General features: G+C 71.4%; 17 protein-coding genes and 1 pseudogene. 8 read left to right on the top strand and 10 right to left on the bottom strand.

Annotation, left to right across the window (positions count from 1 at the left end; all coding sequences use genetic code 11):
* Positions 1-91 precede the first annotated feature (91 nt).
* Both ACIP37_RS29875 and ACIP37_RS29880 read right to left on the bottom strand, forming a co-directional pair.
* Positions 92-586 carry a hypothetical protein gene (locus ACIP37_RS29875; RefSeq protein WP_400811357.1) on the bottom strand — a complete coding sequence of 165 codons (495 nt, stop codon included), beginning with the start codon at positions 584-586 and terminating at the stop codon, positions 92-94.
* Between the two features lie 317 nt (positions 587-903).
* The gene (locus ACIP37_RS29880) at positions 904-1,707 is read right to left on the bottom strand and encodes an alpha/beta hydrolase (protein WP_400811359.1); all 804 of its coding nucleotides are present in this window, start codon (positions 1,705-1,707) and stop codon (positions 904-906) included.
* 138 nt (positions 1,708-1,845) lie between these two features.
* Here ACIP37_RS29880 and ACIP37_RS29885 point away from each other — a divergent pair, with 138 nt between their 5' ends.
* Entirely contained in the window at positions 1,846-2,400 is a 555-nt protein-coding gene (locus ACIP37_RS29885; RefSeq protein WP_363585706.1) for a TetR/AcrR family transcriptional regulator, read from the top strand.
* Between the two features lie 119 nt (positions 2,401-2,519).
* Here the strand turns inward: ACIP37_RS29885 and ACIP37_RS29890 are convergent, their stop codons facing one another.
* A complete protein-coding gene (locus tag ACIP37_RS29890) occupies positions 2,520-5,534 on the bottom strand; it encodes a CARDB domain-containing protein (protein WP_400844788.1) in 3,015 nt (1,004 codons plus the stop codon).
* A gap of 249 nt (positions 5,535-5,783) precedes the next feature.
* Between ACIP37_RS29890 and ACIP37_RS29895 the strand changes: the two genes are divergently transcribed.
* From ACIP37_RS29895 to ACIP37_RS29905, 3 genes and pseudogenes are all read left to right on the top strand, one after another.
* The gene (locus tag ACIP37_RS29895) at positions 5,784-6,470 is read left to right on the top strand and encodes a flavin reductase family protein (RefSeq protein WP_400811362.1); all 687 of its coding nucleotides are present in this window, start codon (positions 5,784-5,786) and stop codon (positions 6,468-6,470) included.
* Between the two features lie 65 nt (positions 6,471-6,535).
* Positions 6,536-7,030: a DUF4240 domain-containing protein gene (locus ACIP37_RS29900; RefSeq protein ID WP_400811364.1), complete on the top strand. Its 495-nt coding sequence runs from the start codon at positions 6,536-6,538 to the stop codon at positions 7,028-7,030.
* A gap of 170 nt (positions 7,031-7,200) precedes the next feature.
* A pseudogene (locus ACIP37_RS29905) lies at positions 7,201-7,499 on the top strand (IS5/IS1182 family transposase); the annotation flags it as partial.
* Here the strand turns inward: ACIP37_RS29905 and ACIP37_RS29910 are convergent.
* Both ACIP37_RS29910 and ACIP37_RS29915 read right to left on the bottom strand, forming a co-directional pair.
* Entirely contained in the window at positions 7,407-7,871 is a 465-nt protein-coding gene (locus ACIP37_RS29910) for a hypothetical protein (protein WP_400811366.1), read from the bottom strand. The pseudogene ACIP37_RS29905 and the gene ACIP37_RS29910 sit on opposite strands and share 93 nt — an antisense overlap.
* Before the next feature lie 698 nt (positions 7,872-8,569).
* Positions 8,570-9,589: a hypothetical protein gene (locus tag ACIP37_RS29915; protein ID WP_400811368.1), complete on the bottom strand. Its 1,020-nt coding sequence runs from the start codon at positions 9,587-9,589 to the stop codon at positions 8,570-8,572.
* 164 nt (positions 9,590-9,753) lie between these two features.
* Here ACIP37_RS29915 and ACIP37_RS29920 point away from each other — a divergent pair, with 164 nt between their 5' ends.
* Positions 9,754-10,347, top strand: a complete 594-nt coding sequence (locus ACIP37_RS29920) for a TetR-like C-terminal domain-containing protein (protein ID WP_400811370.1) — start codon at positions 9,754-9,756, stop codon at positions 10,345-10,347.
* Positions 10,348-10,441: 94 nt separating this feature from the next.
* Here ACIP37_RS29920 and ACIP37_RS29925 read toward each other — a convergent pair whose 3' ends face one another.
* Together ACIP37_RS29925 and ACIP37_RS29930 are read right to left on the bottom strand one after the other, a co-directional pair.
* Positions 10,442-10,816, bottom strand: coding sequence for a hypothetical protein (locus ACIP37_RS29925; RefSeq protein ID WP_400811372.1), 375 nt, complete (start codon positions 10,814-10,816; stop codon positions 10,442-10,444).
* A 290-nt stretch (positions 10,817-11,106) separates the two neighbouring features.
* Positions 11,107-11,688, bottom strand: coding sequence for a TetR/AcrR family transcriptional regulator (locus tag ACIP37_RS29930; protein ID WP_400811374.1), 582 nt, complete (start codon positions 11,686-11,688; stop codon positions 11,107-11,109).
* A gap of 98 nt (positions 11,689-11,786) precedes the next feature.
* On the opposite strand from ACIP37_RS29930, the gene ACIP37_RS29935 reads away from it, so the two are divergent.
* Together ACIP37_RS29935 and ACIP37_RS29940 are read left to right on the top strand one after the other, a co-directional pair.
* Positions 11,787-12,530 carry an SDR family oxidoreductase gene (locus tag ACIP37_RS29935; RefSeq protein WP_363585698.1) on the top strand — a complete coding sequence of 248 codons (744 nt, stop codon included), beginning with the start codon at positions 11,787-11,789 and terminating at the stop codon, positions 12,528-12,530.
* 114 nt (positions 12,531-12,644) lie between these two features.
* Entirely contained in the window at positions 12,645-13,166 is a 522-nt protein-coding gene (locus tag ACIP37_RS29940; protein WP_400811376.1) for a hypothetical protein, read from the top strand.
* A gap of 102 nt (positions 13,167-13,268) precedes the next feature.
* Here the strand turns inward: ACIP37_RS29940 and ACIP37_RS29945 are convergent, their stop codons facing one another.
* Together ACIP37_RS29945 and ACIP37_RS29950 are read right to left on the bottom strand one after the other, a co-directional pair.
* The gene (locus tag ACIP37_RS29945; protein ID WP_400811377.1) at positions 13,269-14,786 is read right to left on the bottom strand and encodes a carbohydrate binding domain-containing protein; all 1,518 of its coding nucleotides are present in this window, start codon (positions 14,784-14,786) and stop codon (positions 13,269-13,271) included.
* A gap of 596 nt (positions 14,787-15,382) precedes the next feature.
* Complete coding sequence (locus tag ACIP37_RS29950; protein ID WP_363585695.1) at positions 15,383-15,979, bottom strand: choice-of-anchor C family protein; 597 nt, start codon at positions 15,977-15,979, stop codon at positions 15,383-15,385.
* Positions 15,980-16,475: 496 nt separating this feature from the next.
* On the opposite strand from ACIP37_RS29950, the gene ACIP37_RS29955 reads away from it, so the two are divergent.
* Positions 16,476-17,429 (top strand): aldo/keto reductase, encoded by a 954-nt coding sequence (locus ACIP37_RS29955; RefSeq protein ID WP_363585694.1) that lies wholly within the window; start codon positions 16,476-16,478, stop codon positions 17,427-17,429.
* Between the two features lie 100 nt (positions 17,430-17,529).
* On the opposite strand, the gene ACIP37_RS29960 is transcribed toward ACIP37_RS29955, so the two are convergent.
* Entirely contained in the window at positions 17,530-18,150 is a 621-nt protein-coding gene (locus ACIP37_RS29960) for a GNAT family N-acetyltransferase (protein WP_363585693.1), read from the bottom strand.
* Positions 18,151-18,273 lie beyond the last annotated feature (123 nt).

Consider the following 18,273-nt stretch of genomic DNA (forward strand, 5'->3'; position numbering starts at 1 on the left):
CCTCAGACAGCGAGATCACCACGGCAGAAGGCCCAGGATGCGACACCATAAAAGGGTATCAACTTACCCTCATGATTTGTGGCGCATCACACTAGAGGACTTCGGTCTGCTGTGGGGCCACGCAGTGGGATTCCTCGCCGACCTGCACGACGTAGCCCTTCGGCGGCTCCAGGGACGTCGTCCACCAGATCCCGGTGACCTCCCCGACAGCGTCCGTCGTCGCGCCCGGCGTGTCCGACTCCGTGCGGATCCGGACGCGGGTTCCTTCGGGCAGGTCGCTGCGGTGGCGAGGCGGCATGCCGGGGTGGAGTCCTCCCCGGGAGGCCAGGAACTCCGGCCGTAGCCGCCAGGGGCTGCCGTCCTCGGCCTCCACCGTGTAGAGAGGTCCGACGTGGTCATCGCGCTCGTCCTGCTCGACGACACACGCGACGATCACCCCGCGGGTGCCCACGATCTCCGGCCCGAGCCGGCCCAGTTCCGGAAGGGGCGGGTGCGGCGTCGCCAGTTCCACCAGCTCGCCGTAGGCCAGCGTGGCCTGCTCGGGCCAGGGAGTCTCGTCCACCGGCCACCGATGCCCGACCGTCATGAGGCCCTCCTGTCCATGGCCTCCGTGGACCCACCACACCATAACCGCGAGGCGGTCGGCCGACCCCGCCCGGCCGGCCCCGACCTGACCACGTGCGACCTGGAACTGTCCGGCCGATCACTCTGCAGCAGCTGCATGAGGCCGGCCATCGCTGGCCGCCCGGCACCGGGCGGGCTCCGTTCGAGATCGAGATCGAGACCGAGGCTGAGATCGAGACCGAGGCTGAGACCGAGGTCGAGGCTGAGGCGGAGCCCGTGAACGAGGGCGCCGATTCCTGACCGCCACCGGCGGATGGCGCCGGGGGCGGTGCCGCCCGTTCAGCCGATGTGGTGCTGGTTGAGCCAGGTGAGGGTGTGGTCGGCGAGTTCGGTCCAGCCGTGGTCGACGGTGAGGGAGTGGCCGCGGTCGTCGAAGCGGTGGTAGTCGGTGACGGCGGGGGACTTGCGGTACTGCTTGTGGGTGGAGCGGGTGAGGACGTCGGGCACGGTGTGGTCGAGTTTGCCGGAGAGGAGGAGGAGCGGTCCGCGGTTCTGGTTGTGGGTGTCGACCTTGGCGGGGGAGTGTGGGGCGAAGTTGCTCAGGGCGAGTTGGAAGAGGGGGCGGGCGGGGCTGGGGATGGTCCATTCGTCGAAGAGCTGGTCGGATTCCTGCTGGGAGACGGCGTTGGCGAACGCGTAGCGGAACTGCTCGGGGTTGAGTGAGACGGCGCGCTTGGTGTTGCCGGGGTTGCGCAGGAAGGCGAAGGCGGACTTGGCCTGGGCGGGGCCGACGGCCTTGACGCCCTTGATCTGGCCGGGGCAGATCGCGACGGCGGCCTGGGCGAGGTTCTGGCCGAGGAGGTGTTGGGCGATGAAGCCGCCGACGGAGTGGCCGACGAGGACGGGCGGGGTGTCGAGGTCGCGGATGATCCGGGCGTGGTGGGCGGAGATCTCGGCGAGGCCGATTCCGCCCTGGGGGTCGGGGTTCCTGCGGGCCTGGGCGATGGTGGCGGGGACGCCGGGCCATTCGGGGAGGATCGGTTCGTAGCCGGCGTCGCGGAACCGGTCGGCCCAGCCCTGCCAGCTCGTGGAGTGCAGCCAGAGGCCGTGGATGAACATGACCGGGGTGCGGTTGCTGGGCATGGCGGGGTCTCTCCTGGTGCGTGAGGGCTGGGGATCGGATCGGTGGCCGGTCGGGGCGCGGTCGTTCGATCCAAGAAGTAGAAAGAGCGTTCTCTCTACTCCTCCAAGGTAGAACGATCCTTCTGCTAGCGTCAAGCCATGACGACGAGAGATTCCGCGCCACCGCGCGCTCGCATCCTGGCCGCGGCGATGCGGCTCTTCTACGCGCAGGGCGTGCGCGGGGTGGGCATCGACCAGCTGATCCGCGAGTCGGCGGTCGCCAACGCGACCTTCTACCGGCACTTCCCGTCCAAGGACGACGTCGTGCTCGCCTATGTCCGCGAGCACGACCGCCTCTTCCGCGCGGCCGCCGCCACAGTGGCGGACCTTCCTCCGCGCGAGGCCGTGGCGGCCCTGTTCACCGGCATCGCCGACGAGTTCTGCGCACCCGGCTTCCGCGGTTGCCCGTTCATCAACGCCGCCGCCGACTACCCCGACCCGCACCATCCCGTCAGCCAGGCCATCCAGGAACACATGGACTGGTTCCGCGCCCTGCTGACCGGCCTGCTCGCCGACGCCGGCCACCCCGACCCCGACCGGGCGGCCGACACCCTGCTGATCCTGCGGCACGGCGCGATGAACCAGAGCCGCTTCACCGCCCCCGCGGCGGTGCGCGAGGCGCTGACGGCCGCCGTGGACGCCGTCCTCGGCTAGAAAGCAGGCAGAGTGCGCCACCGGTGGTGGCGCACTCTGCCCTCCCGGCCGCTACGCCCGGCGTGCGTGCCGTGTGCGTTGCGCGCGTCGCCGGGGCCGGCCCGGGTGGTGGAGGGTGGTCACTCTCCCGAGCGGTCCTGGCGCAGGCGGGCCGAGGCGAAGGCGGCGATGAGCCAGCCGAGGCCCAGCAGCGCGCCGCCGCCGAGGCCGACCGTGGCCACCGGGGCTCCGGCGCTCGCGAGCATCAGGGCGGGTTCCTGCACGGCGGGTGCCTGCACGGCGGTGTCGCGCGGGGGAACGGGCGCGGGGTGGGTGCCGGCGGGGTGTTCGGCGGCCGACGTGTCACCAGGGGCGGTGCCGTCGGGGTGGTTGTCCCACTGGCCGGGCCCGGGGTGGTGGTCGCCCCAGCCGCCGTGGCCGCCGGAGTTGTGGCCGTCGCAGCCGCCGTGGTCCTGGTCCTCGCAGGGGGTGCAGGCGACGATGGTGACGGTGTTGCTGGTCGCCGTCACCGGGGTGCCGTCGGGGGTGGTGCCGGTGACGGTAGAGGTGTCGGTGATCTTCCCGGCCTGCACGTCGGACTCGGCGGTGGAGTACGTCGCGGTGCAGGTCGTGGACGCGCCCGGGGCCAGGGTGGTCACCGGGCAGGAGACGGCCGGCGTGCCCGGGCCGGAGTCCGTCACGGCGAGCGAACTGATCGTCGTGTCACCGGTGTTGGTGACGGTGAAGGTGTAGTGCAGGGCCTGTCCGGCGGCGGAGAACGAGGTCTCCTGGACGGCCTTGACGATCTTCAGCCCGGCGTAGGGGACGGTCACCTTGTTGCTGGTGGAGGTGATGTTCTGGCCACTGGGGGTGGTGCCGGTCACCTGCGCGGTGTCGACGACCTTGCCCGCGGCGACGTCCGCGTCGGTCGTGACGTAGGTCGCGGTGCAGTTCTCCGAGGCGCCCGGCGCGAGCGGCCCGGTGGGGCAGGTGACGGTCGGCGTGCCGGGGCCGTTGTCGACCACGCCGATGTTGGTCAGCGGCTGGGCGCCGGTGTTGGTGACCGTGTAGGTGTAGTGGATGGTCTGCCCGGCGGCGGTGTACTGCGCCTCGGCGGCCTTCTTCACCACGCTGATGGCGACCAGGGGGGTGTTGACCTTGTTGCTGGTCGTGGTGACGGTCTGGCCGCCGGTGTCGGTGCCGGTGACCTGGCCCTGGTCGGGCACGTTCTGGGCGGCGACGTCGGCGGCGGTGGTGACGTACGTGGCCTGGCAGGTGGTGGACTGGCCGGGCGCGAGCTGGTTGGTTCCGCAGCCGGAGACGGTGACGCCGGGCGTCAGGTCGGTCACCGTCACGTTGGTCAGTGCGATCTGGCCGGTGTTGGTGACGGTGTACGTGTAGTTGAGGGTCTCGCCCGGGGCTGTGAAGTCCGGCTGGACGGCGGACTTGGTGATGGTCAGCGCCCGCAGCGGCACGACGACCTGGTTGCTCGTCCCGGTCACCGTCTGGGTGCCGACGGTGGCGGTGAGGTTCGCCGTGTCGGTGATCGTGCCCGTCGTCGCGTCGGCGGCGGTCGCGGTGTAGGTGGCGGTGCAGTTCTCCGTGGCGCCGGCCGCGAGCGGGCCGGGCGGGCAGGTGACCGTCGGGGTGCCGGGGCCGGTGTCGGTGACCGCGACGTTCGTCAGCGCCACCGGGGCGTTGTTGGTCACCGTGTAGGTGTAGTGGATGGTCTGCCCCGCGACGAACGAGGCCTCGGTCGCCGCCTTGGTGATCGTGGGGGCGGGGACGTTGACCAGCACGGTGGTGGTGCAGCCGCCGGTGGTGGCGCAGGTGCCGCCGGCGATGGTCGGCGCGAGGTTGTTGGTCAGCGCGAAGTTGCCGATGTCCGGGTTGTTGACCTTGACCTGGTACGTCACCGTCACGGTGGAGCCGGCGGCGGGCGGCGCCGTCAGCGTGCCCGACCAGGTCAGGGTGTTCCCGGTGACGGCGGCCGTTCCGGAGCTGGCGGTGACGGAGCCCGGCACCAGCGTGCCGTCCGTCAGTACGGCGGAGAGGTCGTCACTGAAACCCGCGAAGGTGGCCGGGTTGGTGCCGGTGTTGGTGACGGTCTCGGTGTAGGTGAGGGTGTCGCCCTGGTCCACCGGGCCGGTCGGGGAGACCGACTTCGTGACGGTGTAGGAGGTGCCGGCCGGCAGGTTGCAGTTCCCGCTGTCCTGGGTGGCGGAGGCGCCGTAGAAGCGGTGCCCGGTGTTGGCGATGACGGTGGTGGGCAGCGTCGCGGTCGAGCTGGCGGTCGGAACGCCGTTCAGCTCCTCGATGGTGCCGTTCGCGCGGAAGATGTAGACGTTGCCGCCGGACTGCGCCAGACCGTAGATGGAGTTCGGGGTGGTGCCGATCTCGGTGATCGTGTTGTCCGGGTGGATGCGGAAGTAGCTGGTGGGGTTCTGGAAGAACGAATCGAACGCGACCCCGAGGATGTCGCCGTCGGACAGGGTGACGAAGTCGCCCGAGGAGACGAGCGTGGCGGGGTAGGCGACGGGGAACAGCGTGCTCACCCCGGTGGCCGGGTTGATCGTCCAGATCTGGTTCGAGAAGAACGACGCGACCAGCAGGGTGCCGTCCGGGCGGGCGCTCAACGCGTTGAAGTCGAATCCGTCGACCGCGGCCGGACCGGTGATCACCACCGAGCTGGTCTCCGCGCCGGTGGCTGGGTTGATCGTGTACAGCGTCGCCGGGGTTTCCTGCCAGGACACCCCGTACAGCGTCGTGCCGTCCGCACTCCACGCGATGTCCCCGTAGTCCCGCACCAGCGGCACGTCGGACAACTGCGTACCGGTCGGGCTGTACGAGTACAGCTGGTCACCGCCACCGCCGGTGTTCACCCACAGCGGCGTCGGCGGACAGGTCAGCGCCCGGGTCCCTGACTTCCCGTCCGCGCCGTTCGCGCGGTCTGCGCCGTCCGGGGACTTCCTGTCGGCGTCGTCCCCCGGCGAGGCGACGGCAGGGCTGACGGACGTCGCACCTCGTGCCGGGAAGGCGTGCGCCGGGAAGGCCTGCGCCGAACCGCCTCCCCAACCCGCCGTCATGCCGATGACCGCCAGCCCGATCGCCGCGGCGAGCCTGCCGCGCGACCGGCCGCGTCTGATCCCTGCCATACCGTCTCCGTTCCAGTCGGGCGTGATCACCACAGGGCCCCACGCCACAGAATTTTGATAACACGAAGTGTTTTTGTGAACACTTTGAGTAACTTGACATGGGTTGGCCCGGCCCGCCATCCGTACCCGAACTGGCTGCGTCCGCCGGATGTCGGCCACCTGGCCGCATCGCGGCCCCTCGCGCGGCGCCCCGGCTGCCGACGATCCTTCGGTCCGCGCCGAGGAATCCCCGACCTACCGTCGATTCCCGTGAACACCATGACGCCTGACAGCACACGCACTGACGCGCTCACTGACGCGCTCACTGACGCGCTCACCGATGGCTCGGTGAGCGCGGACCACGTGGCCATCGCGCCGAGCATCCTCTACTTCGGCACGCCCGTCGTCCTGCTCTCAACGGAGAACGGGGACGGCACCCCCAACCTCGCGCCGATGTCCTCGGCCTGGGCCCTTGGCCAGGTGATCGTCCTCGGCATGGGGGCCGAGGCGCAGACCGCGCACAACCTCCGCAGCCGACCCGAGCTGGTGATCAACCTGCCCGAGCCGACCCAGTGGCCGGCGGTCGAACGACTCGCGCCGCTCACCGGGCGCACCCCCGTACCCGCGAACAAGCAGGACACCTTCCGGTTCGAGCGGGACAAGTTCGCGGCCGCAGGCCTGCGGGCCGAGCCCTCCGAACTCGTCCGGCCGCCCCGGGTCGCCGAATGCCCCCTGCAACTGGAGGCCCGTGCCGCCCGGATCCAGCCCGACGCCTCCGGCGGGTTCCTCATCGTCGAAGCCCACGTGCTCAAGGTCCACGCCGATCCGGGCATCGTCGTCCCCGGCTCCCAGCACGTCGACCCGGCCCGGTGGAGCCCGCTGATCTACAACTTCCGCCACTACTACGGACTCGGCCCCGAGCTCGGCCACAGCTTCCGCACCCAGACGCCCCGTTGAAGCGGCTGAAGCCGTCCTGCTGTTTGCGCGAGAGAGTGTCAGTCCCGGCTGTCAGGGTGACGGGCATGGACCTCGACACCTTCTGGCAGATCATCGACGACACCCGCGCCGGCGCCGCCGACGAGAGCGAACACGCCGACGCGCTCACCGAACACCTCGCTGGTCTGGCGCCCGACCAGATCGCCGACTTCGACCGGCACTACGCGCAGCAGAAGGCCCGCTCCTGCACCTGGCTGCTCTGGGGCGCGGGCTACCTCATCAACGACGGATGCAGCGACGACGGCTTCGACTACTTCCGCGACTGGCTGATAGGCGCCGGCCGCACCCTCTTCGAACAGGCCCTCGCCGACCCGGACAGCCTCGCCGGACTCCTCGCCCCCGACCAGGAGGATCTGGAGGCCGAAGACCTCGCCTACGCGGCCACCCATGCATACCGCCAACTCGCCGGCAACGACCTCCCTGACAACGGCATCGCCTCCGGCCCCCCGACCGGCGAACCCTGGGAGGACGAAGACCTCCCCACCCTCCTCCCCCACCTGTCAGCCCGCTTCGCCGACTAGTCCCCCGCCCGCCTCCCCACGCCCGGCGCCGTTTCCGCCTCAGAGAATTATGTAGACCGACCGTCATATTCCTAGCCCCGGCCCATCTGGGGCGCTGCGCAGGAAGTCGGCCCGGCCGACTTCCTGCGCGCAGGGGGGCTCGCGCCTGCCGTGAGCCGAATATGTAGACCGACCGTCACCGAAGGTGGTCGGCGGACGGCACGGGGGAGAGAATTCTGCGGGCCGTCCTGGCCGACGCCGATGCCGAGAGCCGAATCGACTGGGGCATGGTCAGCGTCGATTCCGCGCTCATCGGCACGCGGCTGGCGCCTTCACCCCCCCCCGAGGGTTCCGGGTCAGCGGAAGGAGGCCGGCACGTCACCGTTCTGATGAGGACCTAGGGTGCTCGCGAGGCGGTCTCACCTGCAAGATTCACCTTGCTGGGGAGGGTGGGTGTCGCCCGCTCGGATTTGTGATCACGCCCGGCCAGGGGCGCCGCAGATGATTCCCGTGCACCCGGATAGTGGCGGCGAAGTTCGCCGAGTACGCGCTCGTCGACAGCCCTGACGTCCCACAGCGAGCTGTCTACTTCGGTCAGGGCGATCATCACCCCGTCCCCGGCGAACCCAAGTGCTTCGGCGTCGATCAGTTGGAGGAAGGGGGTCGTCAGCGACAACAGCGTCAACGTGTCCACGCCGCCGTCGGCAGACCGTCTCTCCATCTCGGCGCAACGAGGATCGACGATTTCGTCGAACTCGACGCGCCACTTCAGGTCCAGGCCGAAGCTGCCCAGGCGGACCAGTAGCTCAGCCAGCGTCACGTAGTGCTCTCCGTACCAGGCAGGAAACGTGATCCCCTTCATCCCCGCCTCTGCTTCGGCTGTATTGCGTGACAAGCGACCCCCTTCGTTCAACTGCAAACACTAGATCGCGGCCCTGACCAGCTCACACGACCCATCGGACAGGCCCTCGCCCCCGCCCGCTGGACGTCACACGCCGCCCCGCCCGCCTCCCCACGCCCGGCGCCGTTTCCGCCTCAGAGAATTATGTAGACCGACCGTCATATTCCTAGCCCCGGCCCACCTGGGGCGCTGCGCAGGAAGTCGGCCCGGCCGACTTCCTGCGCGCAGGGGGGCTCGCGCCTGCCGTGAGCCGAATATGTAGACCGACCGTCATATCCTGCGCTGCCCACGGTGGATTCCGCACAGGAAGTCGATCAGGCCGACTTCCTGTGCGCACCGGAGGTGGAGGCCGCGCTCGCCGGGCGCGTAGCTATGTAGACCGGTCTTCATATTCTCCGGCCCCCAGTCCGGCTTGGGGTGCTGCGCAGGAAGTCGGCCAGATCGACTTCCTGTGCGCGAGCGGGGGGTGCTCATGCTTGCCGCGAGCCCAACTAGGTAGACCGGTCGTCATATTTGGTTCGCTGCTGGGTGGGTGTCGCGCAGGAAGTCGGCCTGGCCGACTTCCTGCGCGAGGTGGGGTGGGTGGGCAGCGCGCGAGGGTGGGGATCAGTAGACCGGTCTGCATAATTTCCCGCGGGCGGTGCGCGGGCGGGGCCTGGTCAGTGGGTGTGGTGGTAGGTGGCGAGGGTGGTGAAGGCGGCCTTGGGGTCCCAGGGGAGGTCGGGGTAGGTGGTGCCGGGGCGGTCCTCGTAGACCTTGACGATGCCGTAGCTGGCGAGGTCGAGGTCGTCGCGGGGGTCGGCGTCGGGGCGGTGCACGTGGTCGTAGAGGGCGAAGGTGAAGACGAAGGTGGCGTCGATGCCGCCGGCGTCGAAGGCCTCCAGCAGTTCGCGCAGGTAGGCGGCCTGGCCGGCCTCGTCGCGCTCGTGCGCGGCCTTCAGGCGGACGGGGCCCTCGGCGTCGTACTCGACGATGTCCAGGCCGAGCGCGCCCCGGTCGCCCGCGCCGCGGTAGCCGGCGGAGCCGAACTCGGTGATGGCGACGGGCTTTCCCTGCGAGGCCAGGCCGTGGACGCCGTCGGCGAACCGGTCGGCGGTCTCGGCGGAGCGGTAGAGGTCGAGGGAGATGAGGTCGAAGGGCGTCCAGTCGACGCGCTCCAGTGGTACGGCGGCGTAGGTGACGCGTCCGCCGAAGTGTTCGCGGACGGTGGTCACGGCCTGGTCGAGGAACGCGTTGACCCGGCCGCTGACCGGTCCGAGGTGTTCGCGGACGAGCTCGGGTCGGCTGAGCAGGGCGATGCGTTCGTCCGTGGTGTCGCCGGGCAGGAACCCCGGGTTCATCAGGCTGAGTTCGGCCCCGGTGACGAACACCACCTCGGCCCCGCGCCGCCGCAGCCGTTCCGCGCGCTCGGCGCAGTCGGCGAACAGGGCCAGGAGTTCGTCGGCGGCGAGTTCCAGCGGGTACGGGGAGTACCAGACCTCCAGTCCGAGGTCGGCGGCGAGTCCGGCGGCGAGTTCGATCCGGTCGGGGTCGCCGCCCATGATGCGGACCGCGTTGCAGTGCAGGTCGTCGCGGATGATGCGCAGTTCGCGTTCGACCTCCTTCGGGTCGAACCGGCTGCGGGAGTACGACCCGTTCCTGACGAATCCGGTGTCGTAGCTGATGCCTTTGGCGCGCACGGTGTCCTGCCTTCCTGGGGGTGGGACGGGGAGCAGGCAAATACGGTACGGCCAGTACCCTAGTTGGTGTGGGACGGAGAGGACAAGAAGGATGGGAGGGTAGGGGGCGGTATCGACGGCGGTACCGGCGACGGGGTCGGACTGGATCGGACGGGACGAGGGCCATGGCCGGGCAGACGCGGCGGCGCGGGGCGGCGCTGGAGGAGGCGATCCTCCGGGCGGCGGTGGCGGAGCTCACCGAGTCCGGATTCGCCGGGCTGACCATGGACAAGGTCGCCGCCCGCGCCAGCACCAACAAGAACGCCCTCTACCGCCGCTGGCCCAACCGCCTGGCCCTCGGCATCGCCGCCTACAAGCAGCTGGCCACCGCCGCCGTGCCCCCCGACACCGGTGAACTACGCGGGGACGCCCTGGAGTTGCTCCGCCAGGCAAACCGGCACTGGAGCTCCCCGCTCGGCGCGATCCTGCGCGAACTCCTGGCCGCCGCCGGTGGCGCGGCGGAGTTCCTGGCGCAGCTCCAGGACCAGTCCGGCGAGGCCGCGGCCGCCCCCTGGCTCACCGTCCTGGGGCGCGCGGTCGCTCGTGGCGAAGCGGCCCCCGAGGTGCTCCACCCCAGGGTCGCCACGGTGGCGGTGGTGCTGCTGCGCAACGAGTTCGTGGTGCGGGGCGTGCCGACCGCGCCCGACGACGTCCTGATCGAGATCGTGGACGAGGTCTACCTGCCGCTGATCCGGCGCCGCGGGCCGTCGGACGTCTGAACGGACACGGCCCTGGAGCGGCGCCCAGCGGGACTCGTCGGTCGGGCTGAGGGCGGGCTGAGGGCGGGCCGAGGGCGGGCGCGGGCCTCCGGGTTCAGGAACCGCCGAGGTGGCGGGCCTCCAGGTACACCGTCCGCTCGGTCTGCCCGGGGTCGGCCAGCACGCTGAAGCGGCTTCCGGTGGAGGTCGTGAAGTCGACGAAGAGGTCGTAGGTCACGTTCTTGTCGAAGGACCAGCCGAAGGTCCGGGTCTCGGTGTCGGAGTCGAAGCCCGTCCCGGCCCCCTGCCCGGGGCTCCAGGGGACGGGGCGGGCCAGGTCCACCGAGTGGTCGGCGAGGAAGCGGTCCACGCAGTCCTTCGGTGCCCGGAAGCTCAGGTTCAGGACCTCCCCGGGGTACTTCGCCGATCCGTGGAACCCGACGCCCTGAAGGTCGCACGCGGGCAGGTCCAGCCCGAACGCCTTCGTCACCTTTTCGAGGGTCTGCCCCTTCGGGCTGCCCGGGTACGCCCTCGGATCCGGATCCGGGTCCCCGGCCGCGCAGCCGGCCGCCAGGGCGACGGCGGCGGTCGCGGCCGCAACCAGCGCGGCCGAACGTCGCGCCGGGCGGGATGTGAACGGCCTTGCTGCGCCTCGCCCTTGCATGAATGTCCCCTCCCCGGACGGGTGCCGTCCCGCAGGGAGGGCCCCACGGGACGGTACCGAAGGCGGATCGGATGAACAACTGGCGTGGGCGCCCGGCAGGATCCGCCGGAGGGGGCCTAACTGTTCCCGGCGACCAGGGAGTTGGTGAGCCGGTCGGCGACGGTGGCGTCGAGGGGGGCGTGGCCGAGGATGAAGCGGTACCAGAAGACGCCGTAGACCTGGTCGACGATCAGGTCGAGGTCGGTGTCGTCGGCGAGTTCGCCGCGTTCGCGGCCGCGGGCGAGGAGGTCGCGCAGGGTGGTGCGGCGGGTGGCGGTGAAGGTCTGCATGAGGTCGGCGAGGTGGGGGTCGCGGGCGGCTTCGCGGACGAGGGTGCGCAGGGCGGGGGCGGTGGTGTCGCGCTGGGAGCCGTCGAAGGTGGTGGCGATGAAGGCGCGGAGGTCGGTGCGCAGGGTGCCGGTGTCGGGGCCGGGGACGTCCTGGGCGGCGCGGTCGGTGAGGGCGTCGAGCAGGACGGCGCCCTTGGAAGGCCACCAGCGGTAGACGGTCTGCTTGCCGACGCCGGCGCTGCGGGCGATGGCGTCGATGGTGACGGGGGTGCCGTCGGACTCGGCGAGCAGGTGCAGGGCCGCGTCGAGGATCGCCTGGTGGGCGGCCTCGTTGCGGCGGCGTCCGGTGTGCGGGCGGGCTTCGGTCATCGTGTTCCCTTTCCTCTTCCCCCGCTTGACAAGACTATCAGTCTCGATAACATTATTGACGGAACTAGCGGTCTCGACAATATGAAGGACACGCCACCATGAGCACCACGTCAAACCTCTTCACCGGACAGCGCGTCGTCGTGATGGGCGGCAGCTCGGGCATCGGCGAGGCCGCGGCCACCGCCTTCGCCGCGGACGGCGCCGAGGTCGTGATCACCGGCCGCGGCCGGGACCGGCTGGACGCCGCCGTCGCCCGGATCGGCGGCAGGGCCACCGGCCACCAGCTGGACGCGGCCGACCCCGAGGCCGTCGCGGCCTTCTTCGCCCAGTCCGGCACCGTCGACCACCTGGTCGTCGCGGTCAGCGGCGCGGCCGGCAGCGGTCCGTTCGCCCAGCTCGACCTGGCCGACCTCGCCACCGGGTTCGACGCCAAGTTCTGGCCGCAGGTCCGCGTTCTCCAGGCGGCGCTGCCGCACCTGCGGTCGGACGGATCCGTCACGCTGATCACCGCGGCCTCCGCCCGCGCCGCGTTCCCCGGCACCGCCGGACTCGCCGCCATCAACGGCGCGCTGGAGGCGATGGTCCCGCCGCTGGCCGTCGAACTCGCCCCGCTGCGGATCAACGCCGTCTCGCCCGGCGTCATCGACACCCCGTGGTGGGACCGCGTCCCGGCCGGGCAGCGGACGGCGCTGTTCGACGGTCTCGCCGCCACCACCCCGGTCGGCCGCGTCGGCCGGGCCGAGGACGTCGCGCAGGCGATCCACCTGCTGGCCGCCAACACCTTCGTGACGGGCGTGGTGTTCGACTGCACGGGAGGGGCCAACCTGCCCACCGGGCGCTGAACGAACCGTCGGCCGACCGGGCCCGGCCCGTAGCCGGCTCCGGCCCGCAGCAGTGCCCGGCCCGGAGCCGTCTCCGGGCCGGGGGTTGTCACAGCTCAGCCGTACGGTTCGGTCATGAGCGTTCCCGACCTGATCCCCATCCGGTACGAGCCCGACTACCGCACCCGCACCATCGGCCGGTGCGAGGGCGGTCAGTTCCTCGCCTCCGTCACGGCGGCCTTCCCGGAGGTCGGGACCGACGTCGGGAACTGGCAGGCGCAGAAGCGCTGGTTCGCGGTGCTCCACCGCTTCGACGACGCCGGCCGGCACCTCGACTCGCGCATCCACTCGACCGGCACGACGGCGGACGGCGAGAAGGCGGCCGTCGAGGCCGCCCGCGTACTCCTCGCCGACTGGCTCGACGCCCTCCCCGGCCGCGCGTACGGGGACATCGCCATCGCGCCGTTCGCCGTCCGGGTCGAGGGGTCGCTGTTCGGGCTGGTCATCGAGACGGACGAGGAGGACGAGACGGACGAGGACAAGGAAGAAGAGGGCGAGGAAGAAGAGGGCGAGGACGGCGAGGGCGGGGTCTGGGCCGAGCTCTACCCCGACGGCCTCGGCTTCCACGCCCCGTGGGACGGCTGCTACGACACCTGAGCCGCGGCCACCGTCACCGCTTCGCCTCCTGGCGGCCCTTGAGGAACACCCCTGGCACCGGGCCGACCCCTGCCGAGGCGGGGGTCGGCCCGTGAGGTGCGGTCAGCCCGCGTACTGGGCGAAGATCATCGCGAACTCGTACGGCTGCTGCGCGATGTTGGTGCACTTGGAGAGCGAGCCGCCGGTGCAGGCGTTGGCGTCGCGGGTGGCGTCCCAGAAGGCCAGCAGGCCGAGGTGGTTCTGCCGGGCGAAGGTCACCAACTGCTGGGCGGCGGCCTGGTTGTAGATCTGGTGGTCGTCGTTCTCGCCGATCATCGGGGTGACGCCGACCATGGCCCACAGCTGGGCGTCGGTCTTCGCCGGGTAGAGCGCCTTGAGCTGGCCGAACAGGGCCTGGGCGGCCTGCACGGCGGCGTTGCCGTAGTCGGTGCCGGTCCGGTAGTAGTCCATCGCCATGATGTTCACCAGGTCGACGGCGACCCCGGCGTCGCGGGCGGACTTGACGATGGCGACGCCTTCGGCGGTCAGGCCCTCGGGCAGGACGGGCAGGGTGAAGGAGACCTTGAGGCCGGGGTGGGCCTGCTGGAGCTTGGCGAGCGCGGCGGAGCGGCGGTCGTTGGAGGCGGTGTCGGCGATGGCCGCGCCCTCGATGTCGAAGTCGACGTAGCGCAGGTTGTAAGCGTTGACCACGGCGTCGTACTCGGCGAACAGCGAGTCCACGGTGGTGCAGGCGGCGGCGAGTTCGGTGCCGCTGGCGCCGCCGAAGGAGAGCTTGACGTCGCCGCCGGACGCGCGCAGCGCGTCGATCTGGTCCTTGGCCCAGCCGGTGCGCGGGTCGTAGGCGTTGAACCAGCTGGCCTTGCAGCCGACGCCGGTGACGAAGCCCATGGTGTAGGCCTTGAGGTTGCCGGACTTGGCCATGTCGGGCATGGACGGGGTGGGCCAGGCGCCCATGTCGATGTAGGGCGCGACGGGGACGGCGACGTTCGGCGGCGGGGTGCTCGGGCCGCCGGTGGGCGTGCCGGTGGGGCCGCCGGTCGGGGTGCCCGAAGTGGGCGGCGGGGTGGTGGGGTTGCCGCCGCCGGGGCCGGTGAGCGTGATGTCGTCGGCGAGGTAGGCGCCCTGCCCGTACCAGCCGTGCAGGTAGACGGTGACGCTGGTGGTGGCCGGGCCGGTGGTGAAACTGGTGGACAGCTGCTGCCAGTTGGCGCCGCCCGGCGTCCAGATGGCCGGGTCGGTGACGCCGCTGCCGGTGGCACCCAGGTAGACGTACTGGCCCTGCACCCAGGCGCTGAGGTTGTACGTGGTGTTGGGCTGGACGGTGACGGTCTGGCCGCACTGTGCGGTGTCGCTCGCGCCGACCGCCCCCTTCAGTGCGTAGCTGCCGCTGTGCGCACCGGAGTTGACGACGCTGCCGGTCCCGCCGGAACAGCTCCACGGGCTGAGCGTGCCGCTCTCCAGGCCGGGGTTGGCCAGCAGGTTGCCGTCGGCGGCGCCGGCGTTCCCGGCGAGCGTGGCGAGGCCGCCGGCGGCGAGCGCGGTGGCGGCGGCGAGGCTCAGCAGCTTGGTGCGACCGGCGGTGCGGCGGTGCGTGGGGGCGGGCTGGGGCGCGCTGGGCATGGGGGTGCCTCTCGGGACGTGGGGCCGCCCGCGCCGCGAAGGGGGATACGCGGGGCGGGCGGCAGCATGGGGGCTGGTCCGGTGCGGGGGAGGAGCGCGGTGCTGAGCATCAAACTGGACTAGACCAGCTGTGCACGTCAAGCACTTCCGGGGCATCGGAAGCCCGCTGTGGGAAGGTTTTAGGAACGGTTTAAGGCTCTGGGATCCCGCTCCTGGAACACCGCTCCGCGCCCTCGGACGGCACCCCTGTCGACCTCCGGCGCCCTGGCAGGAGGATTTTCGGCTCCCGGCAGGAGGCGGCCGCGAAAGCGACGGCGGTGAAGGCCGGGCCGCGGAGTCGACCCGACGAACTTCGTGCCGCCCACGATTCCGTTGCCGCCGATGGCACTTGCCGTGATGGCGCCCGCGCCGATGGTCCGGGTCAGCGAACCCTGAGCGTCCCATTCGGCTTCGGCGTAGCTCTTCCGGTAACTGACCCTGTCAGGGCTCGCCGTGCGGGGTGAAGCACTTTAAGCGAGGGGGAAACAACGGTCGGCAAGGAGGAGAAGGCCCGCCCGCTGGTCTCGAACCGGCGGGCGGGCGGGCGGTTCAGTGGATCACCCGCAGCACGGCTTGCACTCCTTGACCTGGACGTCGTCCACGACCGGGCCGGCCGAGCCCGCGTTGGTGCTGGCGAAGGTCAGCGTGGTGGAGGCGTTCCGCGCGACGAAGCTGAACTGGCGCCCCACGTAACCCATGTTGGTCGGCGTCTTGCCGGTGATGTCGAAGGAGAAGTCCTGGAAGTCCTGGCCGTCGACGAGCACCCGGCCGGTCTTCACGGTCGGTGCGGCCGACGTGTTGCCGGCCAGCGCGTACGTCACGGAGTAGGTGGCGCCCGGGACGGTGGTGAAGGACTGGGCGACGGCGCCGGTGGTGGCGCCGTTGAGGTCCACCGACTGGTCGCCCTCGGCAGCCTGCCAGAACCCGGCGCCGATCAGGTCGACGCTGCCGGTGGTGACCGTCCACGGGCCGATGGTCTGTCCGGCGCTGAACTCGGCGAAGCTGTTCGCCGGGGCCTTGGGCGACTCGAAGCTGCCGTCGTCGAAGCGGCTGAGGGCGCGGTGGCCGCCGGCGGCCTGCGCCGGGACGGTCACGGCGGTGGCGGCGGCCACGATCACGGCGACGGCGGCGAGGCGGGTGCGCGAGAACGTCATGGGTTCCTCCCCAACGGGATACGACTGGATGAGCCGATGATCGGCTGTGCCCAGAGGGTCCGCCGTCGCCGTGAGCCCTGCCAAGACCGGGCGGATGGCGCCCGGTGGTGCGGAGGTTCCGCCGACGGGCTCCCGCGCGCCGGTTTGACGGGTGATCACCTGGTGTCGGCCGGGCGGCCGGCCTGCGCCCGCCCGGCGGCGGGCCGTGGTGCGAACGCACGGTTCGGATGGTCGTGTCCGCTCGCATGGTGGTGAAGTCCGTCGCACGCGCTCCGCCTGCGCCTCGGGCGCATCGCACCCCCGGGTGAGCCGAGGGCCGCTCATATGATCAACGGCCCCTCTGGCGGTCGGCGGATCGGAAGTGGATCCGAGGCGGATCCGAGGCGCGTCCGGACGGGCTTGACCTTGAGTGCACTCCAAGGTGAAAGCTGGACGCGTTGATCCACCGCAGCACCCCGCGAGCGGCCAAGCACACCACCACGATCGGAGCACCGTCATGCGCAACGCCACGTTCGGTACCAACGGCCCGGAGACCGGCGTCATCGGCCTCGGCTGCATGGGGATGACCTGGGCCTACGACGTGCAGAACCGGGACGACGAGAACTCCGTCCGGGTGATCCGGCAGGCGCTGGACCTCGGTGTCACCCTGATCGACACCGCCGACATGTACGGCCCCTACACCAACGAGGAGGTGGTCGGCGCCGCGCTGGCCGGCCCGTACCGGGAACGCGCCTTCCTCGCCACCAAGGTCGGCATCGTCCCGGGCGGGTCCGGCCAGTCGGCCCGCGACGGCAGCCCCGAGCACGTGCGCCGCTCGATCGACGACAGCCTGCGCCGCCTCGGCACCGACCACGTCGACCTCTACCAGCTGCACCGGGTCGACCCGGCCGTCCCGATCGAGGAGACCTGGGGCGCCCTCGCCGAGACCGTCGCGGCCGGCAAGGCCCGCCGGATCGGGCTCTCCGAGGTGACCGTCGAGGAGATCAAGCGGGCCCAGTCGGTGCACCCGGTGGCGTCCGTGCAGTCCGAGCTCTCGCTCTGGACCCGGGACGTGCTGGCCGAGGTGCTGCCGTACACCGAGGAGCAGGGCATCGCCTTCCTGCCGTTCTCGCCGCTCGGCCGGGGCTTCCTGACCGGCAGCATCGCCTCCTTCGACGAACTGCCCGCCGACGACTTCCGCCGCCGGCTGCCGCGCTTCCAGCAGGACGCGCTGAAGGAGAACCTGGCACTGGTCGGCAGGGTCAAGGAGGTCGCCGAGCGGATCGGCGCGACGCCCGCGCAGGTCGCGCTGGCCTGGGTGCTGGCGCAGGGCCGGTACGTCTTCCCGATCCCGGGTACCAAGACGCCGCGCTACCTGGTGGACAACGCGGGCGCGGCCGAGGTCGTGCTCTCGGCTGCGGACCTGGCCGACCTGGACGCGCTGCCGACTCCGACCGGCGAGCGGTACTGAGCTGAGCGGCGAGCGGTACTGAACGGCGAGCGGTGTTGAGCGGCGAGCGGTACCGAGCGGCATGGGCCGTCCGGGTGGCCGGCCCCGCCTCGGAACGCCGTCAGGCCTCCCGGACCCAGATCAGCTGCCGCCCGGTCTCGGCGGGAGCCCGGACGGCGGCCTCGGCGACCCGGTCGAGCCGGTAGCCGAGCTTGCGCGGGACGGCCGCGCTGGCGCCGTTCGCCTCGTCGCAGTGGATCTCCACCCGCGCGATGCCGGGCAGCGCCAGGGCGGCCTCGGTCAGCGCCCCGGCCGTGGTGGTGGCGATGCCGCGGCCGGCGTGCCGGGCGGCGACCCAGTAGCCGATCTCCAGTGCGCCGGGGCCGATCCGGCCGTGCAGGCCGAGGGCGCCGACCACGCCGCCGGGTTCGGCGTCCAGGCCGACCAGGTACATGAAGTCGGTGCCGGCCTCCCAGGCGAGGGAGCCGGCCCGGGCCAGCTCGGCGGTCTGCGCCCGGGTGGGGGGCTCGGCCGCCCACTCCATCCAGGGCCGCAGGTGGTCCAGGTTGGCGCGGACGGCCTTGTTGAGCGCCACCGCGTGCGTGCTGCGGCGGCGCAGCAGCGAGATCCCGCCGGGCAGCCGCAGTTCCTCGGGCGGCCGCCCGGCGGTGACGGCGGCGGGAGCGGGCACGTGGAGCGGGGCGGGCGGGTACTTGCAGGACCGTGACTGCGGGTGGCTCATGGCCGCGATTATGTCCTTGGCCGGGACCTGTCACCAATGAATTCCAGACGGCCTCCCACCAGGCCTCTCACCGGTCCCCGCCACACCCCGGCGCGCCCGGCCGCACCCCCGGCGCACCGGGGC

The organism is Kitasatospora sp. NPDC088861, from assembly GCF_044750105.1.
In the GTDB taxonomy this organism is placed as follows: Bacteria; Actinomycetota; Actinomycetes; order Streptomycetales; family Streptomycetaceae; genus Kitasatospora.